This window comes from Amycolatopsis suaedae (assembly GCF_004214935.1).
Taxonomy (GTDB): Bacteria; Actinomycetota; Actinomycetes; order Mycobacteriales; family Pseudonocardiaceae; genus Amycolatopsis; species Amycolatopsis suaedae.
Map to the genome: position 1 here is coordinate 358,075 of NZ_SFCC01000003.1, position 21,420 is coordinate 379,494.

The following is a 21,420-nucleotide window of genomic DNA, read 5'->3' on the forward strand; positions in this document are numbered from 1 at the left end:
CGTACGGCACGCAGAGAACGTCGACCCTTTCACGTGAAGTAGAGATGCCTGAGAACAAGACGGACCCGCGTGGTCCCTGGGTGGTCGACACCCGTGAACTGGGGCGCCGTGCCGGCCTGTCCCGTGCTGTCCGCCGGGAGGCGACGGTGGACGCCGAACTCGGTGTCCCCGACGTGATCGTCGTGCCCGCCGGTGCCACGGTCGAGCTGGACCTGCTGCTGGAGTCGGTGGTCGAGGGTGTGCTGGTGACCGGCACGGCGGTCGCGCCGCTGGCTGGCACCTGTGCGCGGTGCCTCGACCCGCTCACCGACGAGGTGGAGGTCGACCTCACCGAGCTGTTCGCCTACCCGAACTCCACCACGGAGGCGACCACCGACGAGGACGAGGTCAGCAGGCTGGTCGACGACCGGATCGACCTGGAGCCGCTGGTGCGTGACGCGGTGGTGCTGGCCCTGCCGCTGGTACCGCTGTGCCGCGAGGACTGCCCGGGGCTGTGTCCCGAGTGCGGTCGCAAGTGGGTCGATCTCGAGCCCGGACACGGGCATGAGACCATAGACCCTCGGTGGGCAGCGTTGGCCGATCGCCTCGGCGACGACCGCCCTTCCGGCGAGTCTCCGGACAAGTAGCCGACGAGCACAAGCTCGACCCGTGAAGCATGCCCGCACGCGGGCAGATCGTGATGAGGAGAACTAGACGTGGCCGTCCCCAAGCGCAAGATGTCGCGGTCCAACACGCGCTCGCGCCGCGCCCAGTGGAAAGCCGCTCCGGTGCAGCTCGTGCCCTGCTCGAACCGTGCCTGCAAGCAGCCCAAGCCGCAGCACGTGGCTTGCCCGACGTGCGGTCAGTACGACGGGCGTCAGGTCGTCGAGCCAGCCTGAGGCAGCTGAAGCCGATGGGGGGCAAGTCGCCGACCGGACCACCTGCTGATCCCGCGCCGCTGCTCGAGGCGCTCGGCGTCACCCTGGATCCCGAGCTGCTCACTCTGGCGTTGCGACACCGTTCCTTCGCCTACGAGAACGGCGGTCTCGCGCCGAACGAGCGGCTCGAGTTCCTCGGTGACGCCGTGCTCGGGCTGGTGGTCACCGACCACCTCTACCGCACGCACCCCGAACTGCCCGAGGGGCAGCTCGCGAAGCTCCGCGCCAGCGTGGTGAACATGCACGCGCTGGCAGGCGTCGCCCGTGGCCTCGGCGAGGGCGGCCTCGGTGCCCACCTGCTGCTGGGCAAGGGCGAGGAGATGACCGGCGGCCGGGACAAGGCGAGCATCCTCGCCGACGGCCTGGAGGCCGTCATCGGCGCCGCCTACTTCGAGCACGGCATCGACACCGCGCGGGCCCTGGTGCACCGGCTGTTCGACGGCCTGCTTGCCGAGGCGCCGCTGCGGGGCGCCGGACTGGACTGGAAGACCAGCCTGCAGGAACTCACCGCGTCCTCCGGGCTGGGTGTGCCGGAGTACCGGGTCGAGGACACCGGGCCGGACCACCGCAAGGAGTTCAAGGCCACGGTGCTGGTAGGCGGCCGTTCGCTCGGCTACGGCGAGGGAACGACCAAGAAGGAAGCCGAGCAGAAGGCCGCCGAGACGGCCTACCGCGCGCTGTCCGAGGAGCAGGGCAAGACCGACGACTGACTGGGGTGACGGCCGTGGCGGCACGGGTCCTGCTGGTAGGTGGTGCGGTGGTGCTCGGCGTGCTCGCCGGGTGTTCGAGCAGTGAGCCGGGTGAGGCCGTGCCCGCCCCCGGCCCGGCGTCCCCACAGCAGCGCGGTGAGAACCGCCAGCCGCCGTCGCCGCCCCCTTCCGGTCACCCGAGGAGCACGCCCGCCAAGGCGGTCAAGGCGTGTGAGCTGCTGACCGCCGACGACCTCGGCAGGCTGGCGCTGACGGCGAATCCCCGGCCGGGCGCCCGGGACGACCGCTGCGGCTGGGAGAACACCGGTGTGCCGGTGAAGTCGCTGTCGATCGACGTCCTGCAGAGCGGGCTCGGCTCGGTGAAGGCCGACGGGGAGGACGCCGAACCCACGGAGCTGACCGTCGGAACGCGTCGCGCGCTGAAGCAGGTGCAGGGCGCGAAGGCGTGCTCGGTGTTCGTGGAGAACGGGTCCGGTTCGATCGAGGTCGGGGGCAGGGTCAACGGGTCCCCCGACGATTCCGCGCAGGCGTGTGCGCTGGCCGAGCAGGCCGCGCCGCTGGTCGCCGCGAAGCTGGGGTGACGGGATGCCAGAGCTGCCCGAGGTCGAGGTCGTCCGGCTGGGACTGGAACGGCATGTGGTCGGCAGGACGATCACCGCGGCCGAGGTCCTGCACCCGAGGGCCGTGCGCAGGCACGTCGCCGGAGCCGGCGACTTCACCGCGCGGCTGGCCGGCCAGACGATCGGTGCCGCGCGGCGCCGGGGCAAGTACCTGTGGCTGGAACTGTCCGGCGGTGACGCGGTGCTCGCGCACCTGGGCATGAGCGGCCAGATGCTGGTGCAGCCGGACGACGCCGCCGACGAGAAGCACCTGCGGGTGCGCATGCGGTTCGACGACGGCGGGCCCCAGCTGCGTTTCGTCGACCAGCGCACGTTCGGCGGACTGGCGCTGGCCGACCTGGTGGAGGTCGACGGCGTCGCGCTGCCGGACACCATCGCGCACATCGCCCGCGATCCGATGGATCCCGCGTTCGACCCGGTGCTGGCCGTGCGTGCGTTGCGGGCGCGGCGGACCGAGGTCAAGCGGGCCCTGCTGGACCAGACGCTGGTCTCCGGCGTCGGCAACATCTACGCGGACGAGGCGTTGTGGCGGGCCCGGCTGCACTGGGCGCGGCCCACCGACCGGCTGACCGCGAAGCAGGGCACGGAGCTGCTGCGGGCGGCGACCGAGGTGATGGCGGAGGCGCTGGCCGCGGGCGGCACGAGTTTCGACGCGCTCTACGTCAACGTGAACGGCCAGTCCGGCTACTTCGACCGCAGCCTGTCCGCCTACGGCCAGGAGGGCAGGCCCTGCCCGCGCTGCGGCACCCCGATCCGCCGCGACCCGTTCATGAACCGCTCCAGTTTCTCCTGCCCGCGCTGCCAGCGCCGCGCGCGAGTCGTACGTTCCTGACCGCGAGTCGTACGTTCTCACCTGCGAGTTGACAGTTCCCGGCCACCGAACGGCGCACCGCTACACACACTACTGCGCAATGCGTGCTAGTGTTCTCAGCGAACAACTGGAGGGCCGGTGGAGATCAGTCAACTGCTGAAGGGCGTGCTGGATCTCGCCGTACTGGCGGTGCTGCGCGATCACGACGGCTACGGCTACGACGTGCTGCGCCGGCTCAGACAGGCGGGACTGGACGAGGTGGGTGACGCGTCGGTGTACGGCACCCTGCGACGGCTGTACAAGGCGGGAATGCTGACCTCGTACGTCGTGCCCAGCGAGGAAGGGCCACACCGGAAGTACTACAGCTTGAACGCCTCAGGGCGTGAGCGACTCGCGGAGTCCGGCCGGATCTGGCAGAGCTTCGCGAAGACCATGGAAAGCCTGTTGGGAGAGGCAGCATGACCACGCAGACTCCCGCCGCCGTGCGGGTCTATCTGGCCAGGGTGCGTACCGCACTGGCCGACCTGCCGGACGCCGAGGTGGACGAGATCCTCGAGGACGTGCGGCCACAGCTCAACGAGATCGGCGCCGAACTGGGCGACGCGGCCAGGGTCGAGACCCTGACCGAACGGCTGGGCTCGCCGGAGAGCTACGCGGCCGAGCTGCGGGCGGCGGGCGGCTACCCGCCGCTCGAACCGCCGGAGATGCCGGCCGGCCAGGCCAAGCCGTCGCCCGTCGCGGCGCGTTTCGCGGTGTGGAGCATGATCGCGGCACTGGTCGTCCTGGTGCTGCTGGGCTTCGGGGTGGCGCTCGAGCCGGCGTTCGCCGTGCTGGCGGTGCTGCTGCTCGTCGTTCCGGTGCTGGTGGCCGGTGGTCTCTACGCCGCCAAGCACGACGAGCGGATCAGGGACCTGCCGGAGGTGCGCTGGCTGCACGGCAAGCTGACCGGTGCCTCCGCCGGGACCCGCCGGGTGCTGGACTACCTGCTCTCACTGCGCCCCGCCTGGTGGCTGCTCTGCGCGGCGGTACTGCTGGTGGTCGGCCTGATGCTGTTCGTCCGGCGTTCCGAAGGGCTCGCCGCGCTCGTCCTGCTGGCGCTGGCCGGTGCGGCCGTCGTCTGGCTCGGCCCGAAGTCGGCCGGGGAACGCAAGTGGCTGTGGCTGAGCCTGCCGGTGTCGGCGTTCGTGTTCGGCAGCACGTTCGGACTGGTCGCGCACGCCATCGACGCGGTCAAGGACCGGATGGGCTACAGCGGCGGGTACTCGTCCTACCCGGGGCAGGCGTACAACAACGGCCAGCAGGATCTCCTCTACAACGGCAATTACCTGGACAACGTCTACGCCTTCGACGCGCAGGGCAAGCCGATCACCGACTTCTATCTGTACACAGAGGACGGTAAGCCGATTCTCATGCCGCGTTACGGCTGCGAGCCCGGCACGGAGAGCAGGCGGAAGCTTGGCGAGGACAACCGGTTCCCGCGCCCGCGGATCGAGACCGGCGCCTACGACGACAACGGCAACTACAACGGCTACAACGCCTACCGGCCCGACTGCCGGGAGATCACCGGGGTCCCGTTCACCGCGGCCATCCCGGCGCCGCCGGTGGTCTCGGTGCCCGCGCCTCCGCCGCCTCCGCCGCCCCCGTCGGCACCGTCGGCACCGTCGAGCCCGCCGCCCCCGCCCACTCCTACGAAGTAGGAGCGCCCGGTACGCGCCGAGTGGGGGTCGGGGCCCACTCGGCGCGTGCCATCAGCCGACGGCCAGCCGGGCCAGCAGGTCGCGCCCGCGCTCGGCGTTGCGGGGCAGGGAGAGCACGTCGTAGCGCCGGGCCACGAGCTGGCTGTGCGAGACGAAGTCGCGCCTGCCCCTGGTGGCCGCGTAACCGATGGCGGCGAACACGAGCCCGAAGCCGATACCGGACGCCAGGCCGATCAGGATCGGCGCGAAGCCGGCACCCGGGGTGAACAGGCTGAGCAGCAGACCGACGAACAAACCGAACCACGCGCCGGACATCGCACCGCTCGTCAGTACCTTGCCCCAGGTCAGCCTGCCCGAGATGCGCTCCACGAGCATGGGCTCGACGCCCACGATCGTGACGTCCTCAACGGGGAACTTCTGGCCGGCCAGGTACTCGACGGCCCGCTGGGCACCCTCGTAGGACTCGTACGAGCCGATGGGCCAGCCGGTCGGCGGGGTCGGCAGCTGTGGCGCCGCGGTACCCCTGGTCAAGGTCGCCTGCGAGAAAGCCGCGGTCATTGTCCTCACCTCTCCTTCACCCTGTCCAACGTCGGCCCCGCTCCGGGAATGCCCGCTCACGCGGTTTCACAGACACTTCTCAGCCACACCGTGTCCTGGGTAACACCCCAGGGCTACAGCAGCAGGCTCGGCCTGTACAGGTCCAGCCAGGTGTGCAGGTCCAGCACGCGGTCCAGGCCCGCCCTGGTGGTGCTCTCCATGGCGGCCGGGTCGGTCCGCAGGGCTTCGTCCAGCCAGGTCCGGTCCACCAGGTCGAACACCGGGTCGTCGCGCCGGATGTCGCCGATCTGCCGCTGTAGCGCCGCGGCGTAGCCGGGGTCCTGAGTGGACGGATACGGGCTCTTCAGCCGGTTGGTCACCGACTCCGGCAGCACGTGCTTGGCCGCGTGCCGCAGCAGGCTCTTCTCCCTGCCGTCGAACGTCTTCAGCGCCCACGGGGTGTTGTAGACGTACTCGACGAGCCGGTGGTCGCAGAACGGCACCCGCACCTCAAGGCCGACAGCCATCGACGCGCGGTCCTTGCGGTCGAGCAGCTGCCGGACGAACCGGGTCAGGTGCAGGTGGCAGACCGTGCGCATGCGGTGTTCCCGCTCGGACTCGCCGTCCAGGTGGTCCACGGCCGCGACGGCGGTGGCGTACTGGTCGCCGATGTAGCCGGGCAGGTCCAGGGTCGCCCGGACGTCCGTGCTCAGCATCGAGGTCCGGTCGAGCCCGGCGTAGCGGGCCAGCCAGGGGAAGGTGCCCGACGTGGTGGCCGCGTCGTCGTGGAACCAGGCGTAGCCGCCGAACACCTCGTCGGCCGACTCGCCGGACAGCGCCACCGTCGACTCCGCCCGGATCGCCTTGAACAGCAGGTACAGCGAGTTGTCCATCTCGCCCATGCCGGGCATGTCCCGCGCGGTGATCACCGCCGCGCGCACGGCCGGGTCGCTCAGCGCGGCCGGGTCCAGCACGACGTCCTGGTGCGCGGAGTCGACGAGCTTGGCGACGTCCCTGATGTACGGGGAGTCCGGAGTGGACCGCAGATCGTCCGGCTTGAAGTGTTCCTCCTGCCCGACGAAGTCGACCGAGAACGTCCGCAGCTGCTCCTTCTCGCGGGCCAGTTCGGCCGCGGCCAGGCCGGTGATCGCGCTGGAGTCCAGGCCGCCGGACAGCAGCACGCACCGCGGCACGTCGGCGACGAGCTGACGGCGCACGATGTCGGTCAGCAGCTCGCGCACGTTGCCGACGGTGGTGTCCTGGTCGTCGGTGTGCTCGGCGGCCCGCAGCGTCCAGTAGGCGCGGGTGCGGATGCCGCGCCGGTCCACCGTGACGACGGTGCCCGGCTCGACCTCGGACATGTTCTGCCACAACGACCAGCCCGGGGCCTTGGTGAACGCCATCAGCTCACGCAGGCCGTCGGCGTCGACGGCCCGCTTGGCGAGCGGGTTGGCCAGGATGGCCTTGGGCTCGGAACCGAACAGCACGCCGTCGGCGGTCGGCTCGAAGTACAGCGGCTTGATGCCCATCCGGTCGCGGACCAGCACCAGCCTGTCCTCGCGGCCGTCCCAGACGGCGAACGCGTACATGCCGTTGAGGTGCTCGGGCAGGCCCTCGCCCCACTGCAGGTAGCCGCGCAGGACGACCTCGGTGTCGCTGTCGGTGCGGAACCGGTGGCCCAGCCCGGCCAGTTCGTCCCTCAGCTCGGTGAAGTTGTAGGTCTCGCCGCTGTAGACGAGCGTGACCGGTCCGGACGCGGTCTGCTCGGTCATGGGCTGCTTGCCGCCGGGCAGGTCGATGATCGCCAGTCGACGGTGTCCGAGTGCCGCGTGCGCCTCGACCTGCGTACCCGCGTCGTCCGGACCACGGCAGGCCATGGTGTCGGTCATCGCGTTCACGATGTCACGGCGTTGCCGCAGGTCGGAGTCGTAGGACACCCAGCCGGTGATGCCACACATGGAACGTCCCCTCCAATGCTTAGCTATGACAACTATGTAACTCATTTGTAACACCAAGTGGGCGCCAGTGCACGGCCTGTGGCGCGCTTCACCGGCCGTTAGAGCTCCGTAAACGGCCCACCTCAGGGGCATCAAGGGCTCGTCAACGGGGGTCGATCACCTCGGGTGACGGGCGCACGCTTCGTCGGGTTGTGGTCACCACACCGGGTGACCCGTCGTGAGAGGTGCACATTGGCCGACTTGCTCTACGCCGTCCTGCTGATCGGCGTTTTCGTGGTGCTGGCGCTGACGCTGCGCGGTCTGGAGAAGCTGTGAGCACATCCGTGACGGCCAACGTCATCGGCGGTGTGCTGGCGCTGGGCCTGCTCGTCTACCTGTTCGTCGCCCTGATCCGGCCGGAGAAGTTCTGATGACCGACACGACGGCCGGCCTGATCCAGGTCGGCCTGCTTCTGCTTGCCCTCGCGGCGGTCTACAAGCCGTTCGGCGACTACATCGCCCGCGTCTACACCAGCGACAAGCACCTGCGTGGCGAACGGGTGCTGTACCGGCTGTTCCGCGTCGACCCGGCCTCCGAGCAGCGCTGGGGGATCTACGCGCTGAGCGTGCTGGCGTTCTCGCTGGTGTCGGTGCTGCTGCTGTACCTGCTGCAGCGCCTGCAGCCGCTGCTGCCGTTCGACTTCGGCCGTGGCGCGGTGAACCCGGCGACGGCGTTCAACACCGCGGTCAGCTTCGTCACCAACACCAACTGGCAGTCCTACGTCCCGGAGACCGTGCTCGGGCACAGCGTGCAGATGCTGGGCCTGACCGTGCAGAACTTCCTGTCCGGGGCGGTCGGCATGGCGGTGGCGATCGCGGTGGTCCGCGGCTTCATCCGGTCCCGTACCGACCGGCTCGGCAACTTCTGGGTGGACCTGACCCGCGGCACCGTACGGATCCTGCTGCCGGTGGCGTTCGTCTTCGCCATCGTGCTGGTCGCGCTCGGCGTCGTGCAGAGCCTGGCCTCCGGGGTGGACGTCGTCGGCCCGGACGGCACGCCGAACACCCTCGCGCTCGCGCCCGCGGCGAGCCAGGAGGCCATCAAGGAACTGGGCACCAACGGCGGCGGCATCTTCAACGCCAACTCGTCGCACCCGTTCGAGAACCCGAACTCCTGGACCAACCTGATCGAGATCTTCCTGATCCTGGTCATCCCGGTCTCGATGACCAGGGCGTTCGGCACGATGGTCGGCAACCGCAGGCAGGGCTACGTCCTGCTGTCGGTGATGGGCCTGCTGTGGGGCGCCATGCTGGCGATCTCCTGGGTCGCCGAGGCCAACCCGAACGGGCCGGCCGCGTTGCTGGCCGGGGCGAACCTGGAGGGCAAGGAACAGCGGTTCGGCATCGGCGCGTCCAGCCTCTGGGCGACCAGCACCACCGGGACGTCCACCGGCGCGGTGAACTCCATGCACGACAGCTTCACCGGCCTCGGCGGCGGGACGACGTTGCTGAACATGCTGTTCGGCGAGGTGTCGCCGGGCGGGGTCGGCACCGGCCTGTACGGCATCCTGGTGATGGCGGTTATCGCCATGTTCCTGGCCGGGCTCATGGTCGGCCGGACGCCGGAGTACCTGGGCAAGAAGCTCGGCAGGCGTGAGGTGACCTGCGCGGCGGTGTCCATGCTGGCCATGCCGACCGTCGTGCTGCTCGGCGCGGGCGCCGCGCTGATGATGCCCGGTGAGCTGAGCACGGCACTGACCAACAGCGGCCCGCACGGGCTGTCCGAGGTGCTCTACGCCTACGCCTCGGCGGGCAACAACAACGGCAGCGCGTTCGGCGGGCTCACCGTGACCAGCGACTGGTTCCAGTCCTCGCTCGGCGTGGCCATGCTGATCGGCCGCTTCGTCCCGATCCTGGCCGTGCTCTGCCTGGCCGGATCCCTTGCCGCGCAGAAGAAGGTGCCGCAGACCGCGGGCACCCTGCCCACCACCGGGCCGCTGTTCGGCTCGCTGCTGACCGGGACCGTCGTCCTGGTCGCCGCACTGACGTTCATCCCGGCGCTCGCGCTGGGTCCCATCGCGGAGGCACTCGCGTGACAACCACCCAGACCCCACCCCGAAGTCCTGTTGAGGACATGGAGCACCACGTCGAGAACACCGGCAGGGTCGGTGCGGGCGTGTTCAACCCGCGTCAGCTGCTGACGTCCCTGCCCGACGCGCTGCGCAAGCTGAACCCCCGCCACCAGCTGGGCAACCCGGTCATGTTCGTGGTCTGGGTCGGCTCGGTGCTGGTGACCGTGTTCGCCGTCGTCGACCCGAGCGTGTTCACCGTCCTGATCGCGGTGTGGCTGTGGTTCACCGTGTTGTTCGCCAACCTGGCCGAGGCCGTCGCCGAGGGCAGGGGCAAGGCACAGGCGGAAACCCTGCGGCGCACCAAGAAGGAGACGATGGCGCGGCGGCTCACGCCGGACGGCTCCGAGGAGCGGGTACCCGGCGCCGAGCTGCGGATCGGCGACCTCGTGGTGGTCGAGGCCGGCGGGGTGATCCCCGGTGACGGCGACGTCGTCGAGGGCATCGCCACCGTCGACGAGTCGGCGATCACCGGCGAGTCCGCGCCGGTCATCCGGGAGTCCGGCGGCGACCGGTGCGCGGTCACCGGCGGCACCACCGTGCTGTCCGACCGGATCGTCGTGAAGATCACCACCAAGCCCGGCGAGTCCTTCGTGGACCGCATGATCGCACTGGTGGAGGGCGCCTCGCGGCAGAAGACGCCGAACGAGATCGCGCTGACCATCCTGCTGTCGACGCTGACGATCATCTTCCTGCTCGCCGTCGTGGCGCTGCAGCCGATGGTGGGCTACTCCGGCAGCACGCAGTCGGTCATCGTGCTGGTGGCGCTGCTGGTCTGCCTCATTCCGACGACCATCGGCGCGCTGCTGTCGGCCATCGGCATCGCGGGCATGGACCGGCTGGTGCAGCGCAACGTCCTGGCCACCTCGGGCCGCGCGGTCGAGGCCGCCGGTGACGTGTCCACGCTGCTGCTGGACAAGACCGGCACGATCACCTTCGGCAACCGCAAGGCAACCGAGCTGATCCCGGTCGCCGGGTCCACTGTGGACCAGCTGGCGCGGGCCGCACGGCTGTCCAGCCTCGCCGACGGCACGCCCGAGGGGCGCAGCATCGTCGAGCTGATCGAGCGCGAGCACGGCCTGCCCGCGGAGGCCACCGAGGACGAGCGGCTCGCCGAGTTCGTGCCGTTCACCGCCCAGACCCGGATGTCCGGAATGGACATCGGGGAGCGGCTGATCCGCAAGGGCGCCACCAGCGCGCTGCGGACGTGGGTGCGCGAGCGTGGCGGCGACGTGCCCGACGAGGTCGAGCGGATCGTCGACGAGGTCAGCGAACAGGGCGGCACCCCGCTGGTGGTGGCCGAGTACACCGGCGGCAAAGCCGTGCTGCGGGGTGTGATCCGGCTGTCCGACGTGGTCAAGCCGGGGATGCGGGAACGCTTCGAGGAACTGCGGTCCATGGGCATCAGGACGGTGATGATCACCGGTGACAACCCGCTGACCGCGCGGGCCATCGCCGCCGACGCCGGCGTCGACGACTACCTCGCCGAGGCCAAGCCCGAGGACAAGATGGCGCTGATCCAGAAGGAGCAGGAGGGCGGCAGGCTGGTCGCGATGACCGGCGACGGGACGAACGACGCCCCGGCGCTGGCCGCGTCCGACGTCGGGGTGGCGATGAACACCGGAACGTCGGCCGCCAAGGAGGCCGGCAACATGGTCGACCTCGACTCCAACCCGACCAAGCTGATCGAGATCGTCGAGATCGGCAAGCAGCTGCTGATCACCCGCGGCGCGCTGACCACGTTCAGCGTGGCCAACGACCTGGCCAAGTACTTCGCCATCCTGCCCGCGATGTTCGTGGCCATCTACCCGCAGCTCGGCGGGCTGAACGTGATGGGGCTGGCCACGCCGCAGTCGGCCATCCTGTCCGCGGTGATCTTCAACGCGCTGGTCATCGTCGCGCTGATCCCGCTGGCGCTGCGGGGCGTGCGGTACCGGCCGTCCAGCGCGTCGGCGCTGCTGCGGCGCAACCTGCTGATCTACGGCCTGGGTGGCATCGTCACCCCGTTCGCCGGGATCTGGCTGATCGACCTCCTCGTCCGGCTCATTCCGGGGATCGGGTGAAACTCATGAAGGCACTGTTCAATCAGGCGGGCGCCGCGGTGCGGGTGCTGCTGGTGTTCACCGTCCTGCTCGGCGTGGTGTACCCGCTGGGCGTCTGGGCGGTCTCCCGGATTCCCGGGCTGCAGGACAACGCCGAGGGGTCGGTAATCGTCCACAACGGTCAGGCCGCCGGGTCGTCGCTGATCGGGATCGACCCGGTGGCGGCCGACCCGGCCCGTGACCCGTGGTTCCACACCCGGCCGTCGGCCGCGAGCCTGCCGGCGTCGGGGGGCAGCAACAAGAGCGGGTTCAACGAGGACCAGGTCGCGTTGGTGACCGAGCGCCGGGCGGCCGTCGCGGCCCGCGAGGGCGTCCCGGCCGAGGCCGTTCCGGCCGACGCGGTGACGGCCTCGGGCTCCGGCCTGGACCCGCAGATCAGCGTCGCCTACGCCCAGCTGCAGGCGCCGAGGGTGGCCCGCAACACCGGTGTGCCGGAGGACGTCGTGCGCCGCCTGATCGAGGAGAACACCACGACCGGCATCGGCGTGCCCTCGGTCACCGTCCTGGAGCTGAACCTCGCGGTGACAGGGCGCAAACTGACACCGTGAGCGAGAACGACGACACGCCGGCCCCGCCGCGCCGAGGTGAACTGCGCATCTACCTCGGCGCGGCGCCCGGCGTCGGCAAGACCTACGCCATGCTCGGCGAGGCGCACCGCAGGCTCGAACGCGGCACCGACGTGGTGATCGGGCTGGTCGAGACCCACGGCAGGGCGAAGACCGCGCGGCTGATCGAGGGGCTGGAGGTCGTGCCGCGGCGGGCGAGCACGCATCGGGGCAGGGACTTCACCGAGTTCGACGTCGACGCCGTCCTGGCCCGCGCACCCGAGGTCGCGGTCGTCGACGAGCTGGCGCACACCAACGTCCCCGGCTCCCGCAACGAGAAGCGCTGGCAGGACGTCGAGGAACTGCTCGCCGCCGGCATCGACGTGCTGTCCACGGTGAACGTGCAGCACCTGGAGAGCCTCGGCGACGTCGTCGCGCGCATCACCGGCGTCGTGCAGCACGAGACGGTGCCCGACGACGTCGTGCGCAGGGCCGAGCAGGTCGAGCTGGTCGACATCACGCCGGAGGCGCTGCGGCGCAGGCTCGCGCACGGCAACGTCTACCCGGCACACCGCATCGACGCGGCACTGGGCAACTACTTCCGCCCCGGCAACCTGACCGCCCTGCGCGAGCTGGCCCTGCTGTGGGTGGCCGACCAGGTGGACGTCGCGTTGCAGCGGTACCGGGCCGAGCAGAAGATCACCGACACCTGGGAGGCCCGCGAACGGGTCGTCGTGTCGATCACCGGCGGCCCGGAGAGCGAGACGCTGATCCGGCGGGCACGGCGGATCGCCGCGCGGGCCGGCGCGGAGCTGCAGGTGGTGCACGTGCTGCGGGGTGACGGCCTGACCAGGGTCGGGCCGACGTCGATCGGCCGCTACCGCAAGGTGGCCGAGGACGTCGGCGCCACGTTCCACACCGTGGTGGGCGACGACGTCCCGACGGCGCTGCTGGACTTCGCCCGCGGCGCCAACGCCACCCAGCTCGTGCTCGGCACGTCCCGGCGGTCCCGGCTGGCGCGGCTGTTCGAAGAGGGCATCGGGGCCACGGTCGTGCAGCGGTCGGGCCCGATCGACGTGCACATGGTGACCCACGACGAGGCGGGCGGGCGGCTGCGGGCGCGGCTGGACGCCAACCCGCTGGCGCCGTCGCGGCGGGTGTGGGGCTGGGTGCTGTCGCTGGCGGCGCCGGCGCTGGCCACGCTGGGCGGGGTGGTCCTGCGGGACCAGCTGGACTTCTCCACCGACGTCGTCGTGTACTTCCTGGCCACGATCGTGGTCGCGCTGGTCGGCGGGCTCGGGCCCGCGTTGTTCGCCGCCGTGCTGTCGGCGGGGCTGCTGAACTTCTTCTTCACCCCGCCGTATCACCTGCTGACCGTGCAGGATCCGCGCAACGTCGTCACGCTGGTGGCCATGGTGGTGGCCGCGGTGCTGGTGGCCGCGGTCGTCGACGTCGCGGCGCGGCGGGCGGCGCAGGCGGCCAGGGCGCGGACCGAGGCGTCGTTGCTGGCGTCCTACGCCCGCACGGTGCTGACCCACGCCTCGCCGGCCGAGCGGCTGCTGGAGAAGGTGCGGGAGAACTTCAGCCTCGAATCGGTGGCGCTGGTGGAGAAGCGGGACGGCAAGTGGCAGCGGGTCGCGCACGCTGGCCCGGACCCGTGCGGGCACCCCGACGATGCCGATGTGGACGTTCCGGTGACCTCCGGTGTGCACCTGGTGTTGCGCGGCAGGGCGTTGCAGGCGGCCGACCGGGGCGTGCTGGAGGCCGCCGCCGGGCAGGCGCTGCTGGCCCTGCGGCAGCAGCGGATGGCCGCCGCGGCCGACAAGGCCGAACGCAAGGCGGCGGCGACCGAGCTGCGCACGGCGCTGCTGTCGGCGGTCGGCCACGACCTGCGCACGCCGCTGACGTCGATCAAGGCGGCGGCGGGAAGCCTGCGGGCGACCGACATCGAGCTGTCCGAAGAGGACACGGCGGAGCTGCTGGCGACGATCGAGGAGTCGGCCGACCGGCTGGCCGGGCTGATCGACAACCTGCTGGACTCGTCACGGCTGGCCACCGGCGCGGTGCGGCCGCACCTGCGTCCGGTCGGCTACGACGAGGTGGTGCACCACGCGTTGTCCAGTGTGGACGGGTCGGCGAGCATCGAGGTCGGCATCGCCGACGACGTGCCCTGGGTGCTGGCCGATCCCGGGCTGCTGGAGCGGGTCGTCGCCAACGTCGTCGACAACGCCCTGCGGCACGGCGCGAGCCCGCAGCCGGTCTCGGTGCGGGCCAGTGCGCACGCCGACTGGGTGGAGCTGCGGGTCACCGACCACGGCCGGGGACTGAAGAAGGGCAAGGCGGACTCGGCGTTCGCCCCGTTCCAGCGGCTCGGCGACCGCAACGGCGCGCCGGGCGTCGGGCTCGGGTTGTCGGTGGCGAAGGGGTTCACCGAGGCCATGGGCGGCACCATCCGGGCGGAGGACACGCCGGGCGGTGGGTTGACCGTCGTCGTGGCGCTGCCGAAGTATGCCGGTGTGGAAGGGGAGCAGGCGTGACTGAGCGGCCGAGCACGGTGCTCGTGGTGGACGACGAGCCGCAGATCGTGCGTGCCTTGCGGATCAACCTGTCCGCGCGCGGGTACAAGGTGGTGACCGCGCACGACGGCGCCGCCGCGCTGCGGGCGGCCGCCGAGACCAAGCCCGACGTCGTGGTGCTCGACCTCGGCCTGCCGGACATGGACGGCAACGAGGTGATCGACGGCCTGCGTGGGTGGTCGACCGTGCCGATCATCGTGCTGTCGGCAAGGGGCGACTCGACCGACAAGGTGCGGGCACTCGACGCCGGTGCCGACGACTACGTCACCAAGCCGTTCGGCATGGACGAGCTGCTGGCCCGGCTGCGGGCCGCGGTGCGGCGGTCGGCGGTCACCGGTGCCGACGACGCCAGCGCCGTCGTCGAGACCGGTTCGCTGCGGATCGACCTGGCGGCCAAGCGGGTGCGCCGCGACGGCGCGGACGTGCACCTGACCAAGACCGAGTGGGGTGTGCTGGAGCTGCTGGTGCGCAACCGGGGCAGGCTCGTGGCGCAGAAGCAGCTGCTGCACGAGGTCTGGGGGCCGTCCTACGACACCGAGTCGCACTACCTGCGGGTCTACCTGGCGCAGCTGCGCCGCAAGCTGGAGGCGGAGCCGTCACGGCCCCGCCACCTGCTCACCGAGCCCGGCATGGGCTACCGCTTCGAGATGTAGTTGCGCCGGGGCCTACTGCGGGCGGGACGTGCCCGTCGTCGTCGACGAGGACGTCGTGCCCTCCGAGGTCGTGCTCGACGGCGGGTCCGTCGGGGTGCTGGTCGGCGGAGTGGACGTCGGCGGCGTGTGCGTGCGGGTCGGCGTCGACGTCGGCGAGGTCGGGTCGCTGGTCACCGGCGGCGGCGTGCCAGGGGGCGGGTTGCCGGGCGGCGGGTTGACCGGCGGCGGCACGTTCGGCGGCGGGGTGAACACCGTGGTGGTCGGCCTGCCGTCCGGGCCCGTGGTCACGGTCGTGCTCGGCGGGGCCGAGTACGAGCCCGCGACCGGCTCGCCGTTGACGATCATCGGGTCCTGGGCGGGCACCGGCTGGCCCGGTACGACCGGCGAACCGGGCCCGCCACCGGGGCTGCCCACCTGCGCGGGCCCGCCGGCGTCGGCCGAGGGCTCACTGCCGGCCAGCTGGGCGACCGCGCCGAACGCCGTGGCCAGCACGAGTCCGCTGGCGGCGAGGACGGCGAGGCCGGTGCGCTGCAGGCGGCCACCCGGCGCGCCGGGCGGCGTGAGCGTGCCGGGCGTCTCGGGGTGGTTCGACGGGGACCCCGGGGACTGGGGCATCGTGGCTCCTAGCGTGGCTGTGCCTGGGAGTGGAATCCGGTGCGGGACGTTATCACTGCCGGATGACCCTGGGCGAGCGAACCGGCACACAGTGGTGACTCTGCGAAGCGGGAGGAAGGTGAGGAATGACCCGCCGGAGTGAGGTCGTACGGCTGACGGCGTGGGTACGCGGTCAGGTCCAGGGAGTCGGTTTCCGCTGGTGGACCCGCAGCCGTGCGCTGGAACTGGGGCTGGTCGGCAGTGCGAGCAACCTCGCCGACGGCCGTGTCGAGGTGGTCGCGGAGGGTGATCGGACCCACTGTGAGCAGCTTCTGGAGATCCTGCGATCCGGTTCGTCACCCGGTCGAGTGGATACGGTGGTCGACCGCTGGTCACCGGCCAAGGGCGGACTGAGCGGATTCGTGGAGCGGTAGGCACCGCCTCCCACGGTCGCACGGGGTCGCCAGGTAACCTGGTGCTCCGTCAAGAAAGGTTCGGCACGTTTCTCGGCGGCCCAGGCGCCCGCTGACCGCGTTGTCGGATGGCCCGAGTACAACGCCGGTACGAGGGCCACCCTCCGCCTCGTCAGCGACCACCTGGATCCACCGAATAAACGCACCAACCTTCCTTGACGAAGCACCAGTCCGATCGAGTACGCCAACCGGGCATCGAAGAGGTAATCGCCGCGTGCACCTGAAAAGCCTGACGCTCAAGGGCTTCAAGTCCTTCGCCTCGGCGACCACGCTGCGGTTCGAACCGGGCATCACCTGCGTGGTCGGTCCCAACGGTTCGGGCAAGTCCAACGTGCTGGACGCACTGCGCTGGGTCATGGGCACCCAGGGCGCGAAGGACCTGCGTGGCGGCAAGATGGAGGACGTCATCTTCGCCGGCACAGCCGGCCGCGCCCCGCTCGGGCGCGCCGAGGTGAGCCTGACCATCGACAACTCCGACGGCGCTCTGCCGATCGAGTACACCGAGGTGTCGATCACCCGCCGGATGTTCCGCGACGGCGCCAGCGAGTACGAGATCAACGGCAACGGCTGCCGCCTGATGGACGTCCAGGAGCTGCTGTCGGACTCCGGCATCGGCCGCGAGATGCACGTCATCGTCGGCCAGGGGCAGCTCTCCCAGATCCTCGAGGCCAAGCCCGAGGAACGCCGCGCCTTCATCGAGGAGGCCGCCGGTGTGCTCAAACACCGCAAGCGCAAGGAAAAGGCGCTGCGCAAGCTCAACGCCATGCAGGGCAACCTGGACCGGCTCGGCGACCTGACCACCGAGCTGCGCCGCCAGCTCAAGCCGCTGGGCAAGCAGGCCGAGATCGCCCGCAAGGCGCAGGCTGTCCAGTCCGAGCTGCGGGATTCGCGGCTGCGCCTGCTCGCCGACGACCTGGTCACCCAGCGCGCCGACATCGCCAAGGAGGAGGCCGACGAGCACGCCGCTCGGGCCCGTCGCGCCGAGGTCGAGCAGGCGCTGGAACTGGTCACCGCCCAGGAGACCGAGCTGGAGGCGGCGCTGGCCGAGGACACGCCGCGCCTGTCCGCCGCGCAGGACACCTGGTACAAGCTGTCGGCCCTGGCCGAGCGGCTGCGCGGCACCGTGCGGCTGGCCGTCGAACGGCAGCGGCACCTGTCCTCCGACGTCGCCGCGCCGACCGGCGGCCGCGATCCCGAGCAGCTGCTTGCCGAGGCCGAGCGCGTCGCCGAGCAGGAGGAGGAGCTGGCCGAGGCGGTCACCGAGGCCCGCGGCCTGCTGTCCAACACCGTGCAGCGCCGCGAGCAGCTGGAGCACCTGGTGCAGGCCGCCGAGCGGGCGCACATGGCCGCGGTGCGGGCCATCGCCGACCGCCGGGAGGGCCTGGCGAAGCTGAGCGGCCAGGTGGAGGCGCTGCGCAGCAAGACCAACGCCACCTCCGACGAGATCGACCGGCTCACCGTCTCCATCGACGAGTCCGCCGAACGTGCCGAGATCGCCGCCGAGGAACTGGAGCAGGCCCGGGCCGAGGGCGGCGTCGAGGAGTCCGACGACGCCGACCTGCAGGGCCACCACGACCGCGCGGTGGCGGCCAACAACGCCGCCAAGGCCAGGGTCGAGGAACTGGTCAAGGCCGAGCGGACCGCCGAGCGCGAGATCGCGTCCGAGAAGGCCAGGGCCGACGCGCTGTCCATGGGACTGCGCCGCAAGGACGGTACCGGCGCCCTGCTCGGCGCCACCGAGCGCCTGCCCGGCCTGCTCGGGTCGGTCGCCGCGCTGCTCACCGTCGAGCCGGGGCACGAGGTCGCGCTGGCCGCGGCGCTCGGCCCGGTCGCCGACGCGGTGGCCGTCGCCGGCGGCGACGACGCGCTGGCGGCACTGTCGTTCCTGCGGGACAACGACTCCGGCCGGGCCGGGCTGCTGCTCGGCGGCAGCCGGTTCACCGTCGACACCTCGGGCTGGCCCGCGCTGCCGCACGGTGCGCGCTGGGCACGGGAGGTCGTGACGGCGCCCGAGGCACTGCGTCCCGCCGTGGAGCGCGCGCTGGACCGGGTGGCCATCGTCGACGGCCTCGACTCGGCGCGCCGGCTCGTCGAGGCGCACCCCGAGGTCAGTGCGGTCACCGCGGACGGCGACGTGTTCGGCGCCCACTGGGCGGTCGGCGGGTCGGCCCGGGCGGAGAGCGTCATCGAGGTGCAGGCCGCCGTCGATGAGGCACAGGACCGGCTGGCCGCGGCCGAGCGCAGGCTCGAGCGGACCGTCGCCGAGCTGGAGGGCGCGCGGGCCGAGCAGCAGGCGCGGCGCGACGAGGTCGGCAAGGCCAAGGAGGCGCTGGGCGAGGCCAAGGTCCGCCGGGCACGCTCGTCGGAGCGGCTCAACCGCGTCCAGCAGGCCGCCCGGTCCGCTGAGGCCGAGGTGACCAGGCTGCGCGAGCAGCGGGCCAAGGTCGAGCGCACCCGGGAGCAGGCGCTGGAGCAGCTGGCCGAGCTGGAGGAACGGCTTGCCGCCGTTGCCGACCAGCCGGTTGACGACGACCCGGACACCGCCGAGCGTGACCAGGCCGTCGAGGAACTGGCCGAGGTCCGGCAGGAGGAGGTCGAGGCGCGGCTGGCGCTGCGCACGGCCGAGGAACGTTCGCAGAGCATCGCCGGGCGCGCCGACTCGCTGCGCAGGGCCGCCGCGGCCGAGCGGCAGGCGCGTGAGCGTGCCGAGAAGGCCCGGCTGGCCAGGGCGCGAGGTGCGGAGATCGCCGAGGCCGTCGTCGACGCCGGCGAGCTGGCGCTGGAGCGCATCGAGCTGTCGGTGCGCAGGGCGGCCGCCGAGCGGGACGCCGCGCAGGCCGAGCGCGAGCGCAGGGACGCCGCGCTGAGCCAGGTCCGGGCCAAGGTCAGGGAGCTGACCGGCGAGCTGGAGAAGCTCACCGACGCCGTGCACCGCGACGAGGTGCTGCGTGCCGAGCAGCGGCTGCGGCTGGAGCAGCTGGAGACCAAGATCGCCGAGGACTTCGGGATCGGCCTGGAGGACCTGGTCGCCGAGTACGGCCCGGAGGTCCCGGTGCCGCCGAGCGCCGGTGAGATCGCCGAGTACGAGGCAGCCAAGGAACGGGGCGAGGCCGTCACGGCGCCCCAGCCGATCCCGTACGACCGGGCCACCCAGAGCCGTCGCGCGAAGCGGGCCGAGCGGGATCTGACGCTGCTGGGCAAGGTCAACCCGCTGGCGCTGGAGGAGTTCGCCGCGCTGGAGGAACGGTACAAGTTCCTCTCGACGCAGCTGGAGGACCTCAAGGCGACCCGCAAGGATCTCCTGACGGTGATCAAGGAGGTCGACGACAAGATTCTCGAGGTCTTCACCAGCGCCTACCACGACGTGGCGAGGGAGTTCGAGATCGTCTTCTCCGTGTTGTTCCCCGGCGGCGAGGGCCGGATGGTGCTGACCGAGCCGGACGACCTGCTGGCCACCGGTGTCGACGTCGAGGCGCGGCCGCCGGGCAAGAAGGTCAAGCGGCTGTCCCTGCTGTCCGGTGGGGAGAAGTCCCTGGTCGCGGTGGCGATGCTGGTGGCGATCTTCCGGGCGCGGCCGTCGCCGTTCTACGTCATGGACGAGGTCGAGGCGGCGCTGGACGACACCAACATGCGCAGGCTGATCGGGCTGCTGGAGGAGCTGCGCGCCGCGTCGCAGCTGATCATCATCACCCACCAGAAGCCGACCATGGAGATCGCCGACGCGCTGTACGGCGTGAGCATGCAGGGCGACGGCATCACGAAGGTGATCTCGCAGCGGTTGCGTACCGAGGCGGAGAGCGCGTGACGTCGACGCTGCGCAACATCGCCGTCGACTGCGCCGACGCCTACGCGCTGGCGCGGTTCTGGAGCGAGGTCACCGGCCATCCGCTGCACCCCGAGGACGAGCCTGGCCACGACGAGACCGAGGTCATGCTGCCCGAGGGCCCGATCCTGCACTTCAACCAGGTGCCGGAGGGCAAGGTCGTCAAGAACCGCATCCACCTGTGCCTGCAGCCGGACGGCCCGCGGGACGCGGAGGTCGAGCGCCTGCTCGGCATCGGCGCGACCCTCGTGGACGACCGCCGCAACCCGGACGGCACCGGCTGGGCCGTGCTGGCCGACCCCGAGGGCAACGAGTTCTGCGTGCTGCGCAGTGCCGCCGAGCGCGCCGCGACCTCCTGACGCCTCCGGTCAGGCCGGCCACGTCTCCCCGGTGATGCGCTCGTAGAGCTGCACGTAGCGCTCCCGGGTCGCGGCGACGACGTCGGCGGGGATCTCCGGGCCGGGCGGCGTCTGGTCCCAGCCGGTGCTCCGCGCCCAGTCGCGGACGAACTGCTTGTCGTAGCCGTTCTGCGGGCGGCCCGGCTCCCACTCGTCGGCCGGCCAGAAGCGGGACGAGTCCGACGTCAGCACCTCGTCGCCGAGCGTGATCGTGCCGTCGGCGTCGAGGCCGAACTCCAGCTTCGTGTCGGCGACGATGATCCCGTTCTCCGCCGCGCGTTCGGCGCCCCGCCGGTAGATCTCCAGGGTCAGGTCCCGCAGGCGCTCCGCGGTCTCACTGCCGATCTGGTTCACGACGTCGGCGAACGTGATGAACTCGTCGTGCCCCTCCGACGCCTTGGTCGTCGGCGTGAAGATCGGCTCGGGCAGCCGGTCGGCCTCGCGTAGCCCGGCGGGCAGCGCCACCCCGGACACCGTCCCGTCCCGCTGGTACTCCCTCAGCCCCAGCCCGGTCAGGTAGCCCCGCGCGATGCACTCCACCTGAAGCATCTTCAGCGGACGGCAGCGGATCGCCCTGCGGCCGAACTCGGCGGGCACGTCGGTCACCGACACGACGTGGTTGGGCACGATGTCCGTGGTGCGATCGAACCACCAGGCCGACAGCTGGGTCAGCAGTGCGCCCTTGTCCGGGATCGGCGTCGGGAGAACGACGTCGTACACCGACACCCGGTCCGATGCGACGAGCAGGATGTCGCCGTCGGTCTCGTAGAGGTCGCGGACCTTGCCCGCGTGCACGTGCTTCATGCGCGGAACGGTAGCCGGGCCGCTCGCTGGCCGGTTGGGGACACCACCCGATTGCCTCTAGACGGTCCGCTTTATGTGCATTTAACGTGGCCGGT

At 71.3% G+C, this 21,420-nt stretch carries 20 protein-coding genes; 16 read left to right on the plus strand and 4 right to left on the minus strand.

What is annotated here, in order from left to right; all coding sequences use genetic code 11:
* Window positions 1-44 precede the first annotated feature (44 nt).
* The 7 genes from EWH70_RS07610 to EWH70_RS07640 all read left to right on the plus strand — a co-directional run bounded on the left by EWH70_RS07610 (window position 45) and on the right by EWH70_RS07640 (window position 4,755).
* On the plus strand, window positions 45-626 hold the full coding sequence (locus EWH70_RS07610; protein WP_130474544.1) for a YceD family protein: 582 nt from the start codon (window positions 45-47) through the stop codon (window positions 624-626).
* 69 nt (window positions 627-695) lie between these two features.
* Entirely contained in the window at window positions 696-878 is a 183-nt protein-coding gene (gene rpmF / locus EWH70_RS07615; protein ID WP_130474545.1) for a 50S ribosomal protein L32, read from the plus strand.
* A gap of 14 nt (window positions 879-892) precedes the next feature.
* Window positions 893-1,627, plus strand: coding sequence for a ribonuclease III (rnc, locus tag EWH70_RS07620; protein ID WP_130474546.1), 735 nt, complete (start codon window positions 893-895; stop codon window positions 1,625-1,627).
* Window positions 1,628-1,641: 14 nt separating this feature from the next.
* Window positions 1,642-2,208 carry a DUF3558 family protein gene (locus tag EWH70_RS07625; protein ID WP_165436194.1) on the plus strand — a complete coding sequence of 189 codons (567 nt, stop codon included), beginning with the start codon at window positions 1,642-1,644 and terminating at the stop codon, window positions 2,206-2,208.
* 4 nt (window positions 2,209-2,212) lie between these two features.
* Window positions 2,213-3,079, plus strand: a complete 867-nt coding sequence (mutM, locus tag EWH70_RS07630) for a bifunctional DNA-formamidopyrimidine glycosylase/DNA-(apurinic or apyrimidinic site) lyase (protein ID WP_130474548.1) — start codon at window positions 2,213-2,215, stop codon at window positions 3,077-3,079.
* Between the two features lie 117 nt (window positions 3,080-3,196).
* Complete coding sequence (locus EWH70_RS07635) at window positions 3,197-3,520, plus strand: PadR family transcriptional regulator (protein WP_130474549.1); 324 nt, start codon at window positions 3,197-3,199, stop codon at window positions 3,518-3,520.
* Window positions 3,517-4,755 (plus strand): DUF1700 domain-containing protein, encoded by a 1,239-nt coding sequence (locus tag EWH70_RS07640; RefSeq protein ID WP_130474550.1) that lies wholly within the window; start codon window positions 3,517-3,519, stop codon window positions 4,753-4,755. Before EWH70_RS07635 ends, EWH70_RS07640 begins: the two co-directional genes overlap by 4 nt.
* A 51-nt stretch (window positions 4,756-4,806) precedes the next feature.
* Here EWH70_RS07640 and EWH70_RS07645 read toward each other — a convergent pair whose 3' ends face one another.
* Both EWH70_RS07645 and asnB read right to left on the minus strand, forming a co-directional pair.
* Complete coding sequence (locus EWH70_RS07645; protein ID WP_130474551.1) at window positions 4,807-5,313, minus strand: YflT domain-containing protein; 507 nt, start codon at window positions 5,311-5,313, stop codon at window positions 4,807-4,809.
* 113 nt (window positions 5,314-5,426) lie between these two features.
* On the minus strand, window positions 5,427-7,250 hold the full coding sequence (asnB, locus tag EWH70_RS07650) for an asparagine synthase (glutamine-hydrolyzing) (protein WP_130474552.1): 1,824 nt from the start codon (window positions 7,248-7,250) through the stop codon (window positions 5,427-5,429).
* A 311-nt stretch (window positions 7,251-7,561) separates the two neighbouring features.
* Between asnB and kdpF the strand changes: the two genes are divergently transcribed.
* The 6 genes from kdpF to EWH70_RS07680 are packed head-to-tail and all read left to right on the plus strand — an operon-like array spanning window position 7,562 to window position 15,233.
* The gene (kdpF, locus tag EWH70_RS07655) at window positions 7,562-7,660 is read left to right on the plus strand and encodes a K(+)-transporting ATPase subunit F (RefSeq protein WP_130474553.1); all 99 of its coding nucleotides are present in this window, start codon (window positions 7,562-7,564) and stop codon (window positions 7,658-7,660) included.
* Window positions 7,660-9,324, plus strand: a complete 1,665-nt coding sequence (gene kdpA, locus EWH70_RS07660; RefSeq protein WP_130474554.1) for a potassium-transporting ATPase subunit KdpA — start codon at window positions 7,660-7,662, stop codon at window positions 9,322-9,324. Before kdpF ends, kdpA begins: the two co-directional genes overlap by 1 nt.
* A gap of 38 nt (window positions 9,325-9,362) precedes the next feature.
* On the plus strand, window positions 9,363-11,420 hold the full coding sequence (gene kdpB, locus EWH70_RS07665; protein WP_130474555.1) for a potassium-transporting ATPase subunit KdpB: 2,058 nt from the start codon (window positions 9,363-9,365) through the stop codon (window positions 11,418-11,420).
* Between the two features lie 5 nt (window positions 11,421-11,425).
* Entirely contained in the window at window positions 11,426-12,007 is a 582-nt protein-coding gene (locus EWH70_RS07670) for a potassium-transporting ATPase subunit C (RefSeq protein ID WP_130474556.1), read from the plus strand.
* Window positions 12,004-14,541 carry a sensor histidine kinase gene (locus tag EWH70_RS07675; protein WP_130474557.1) on the plus strand — a complete coding sequence of 846 codons (2,538 nt, stop codon included), beginning with the start codon at window positions 12,004-12,006 and terminating at the stop codon, window positions 14,539-14,541. The genes EWH70_RS07670 and EWH70_RS07675 overlap by 4 nt, the downstream gene beginning before the upstream one ends.
* A complete protein-coding gene (locus tag EWH70_RS07680) occupies window positions 14,538-15,233 on the plus strand; it encodes a response regulator (protein ID WP_130474558.1) in 696 nt (231 codons plus the stop codon). Before EWH70_RS07675 ends, EWH70_RS07680 begins: the two co-directional genes overlap by 4 nt.
* A gap of 12 nt (window positions 15,234-15,245) precedes the next feature.
* Here EWH70_RS07680 and EWH70_RS35415 read toward each other — a convergent pair whose 3' ends face one another.
* A complete protein-coding gene (locus tag EWH70_RS35415; RefSeq protein ID WP_165436195.1) occupies window positions 15,246-15,848 on the minus strand; it encodes a hypothetical protein in 603 nt (200 codons plus the stop codon).
* A gap of 125 nt (window positions 15,849-15,973) precedes the next feature.
* Here EWH70_RS35415 and EWH70_RS07690 point away from each other — a divergent pair, with 125 nt between their 5' ends.
* From EWH70_RS07690 to EWH70_RS07700, 3 genes are all read left to right on the plus strand, one after another.
* Window positions 15,974-16,261 (plus strand): acylphosphatase, encoded by a 288-nt coding sequence (locus EWH70_RS07690; RefSeq protein WP_130474560.1) that lies wholly within the window; start codon window positions 15,974-15,976, stop codon window positions 16,259-16,261.
* Window positions 16,262-16,514: 253 nt separating this feature from the next.
* The gene (gene smc / locus EWH70_RS07695; RefSeq protein WP_130474561.1) at window positions 16,515-20,105 is read left to right on the plus strand and encodes a chromosome segregation protein SMC; all 3,591 of its coding nucleotides are present in this window, start codon (window positions 16,515-16,517) and stop codon (window positions 20,103-20,105) included.
* Window positions 20,102-20,482, plus strand: coding sequence for a VOC family protein (locus EWH70_RS07700; RefSeq protein ID WP_130474562.1), 381 nt, complete (start codon window positions 20,102-20,104; stop codon window positions 20,480-20,482). Before smc ends, EWH70_RS07700 begins: the two co-directional genes overlap by 4 nt.
* A 9-nt stretch (window positions 20,483-20,491) precedes the next feature.
* On the opposite strand, the gene EWH70_RS07705 is transcribed toward EWH70_RS07700, so the two are convergent.
* Window positions 20,492-21,325: a phosphoribosylaminoimidazolesuccinocarboxamide synthase gene (locus EWH70_RS07705; RefSeq protein ID WP_130474563.1), complete on the minus strand. Its 834-nt coding sequence runs from the start codon at window positions 21,323-21,325 to the stop codon at window positions 20,492-20,494.
* Window positions 21,326-21,420 lie beyond the last annotated feature (95 nt).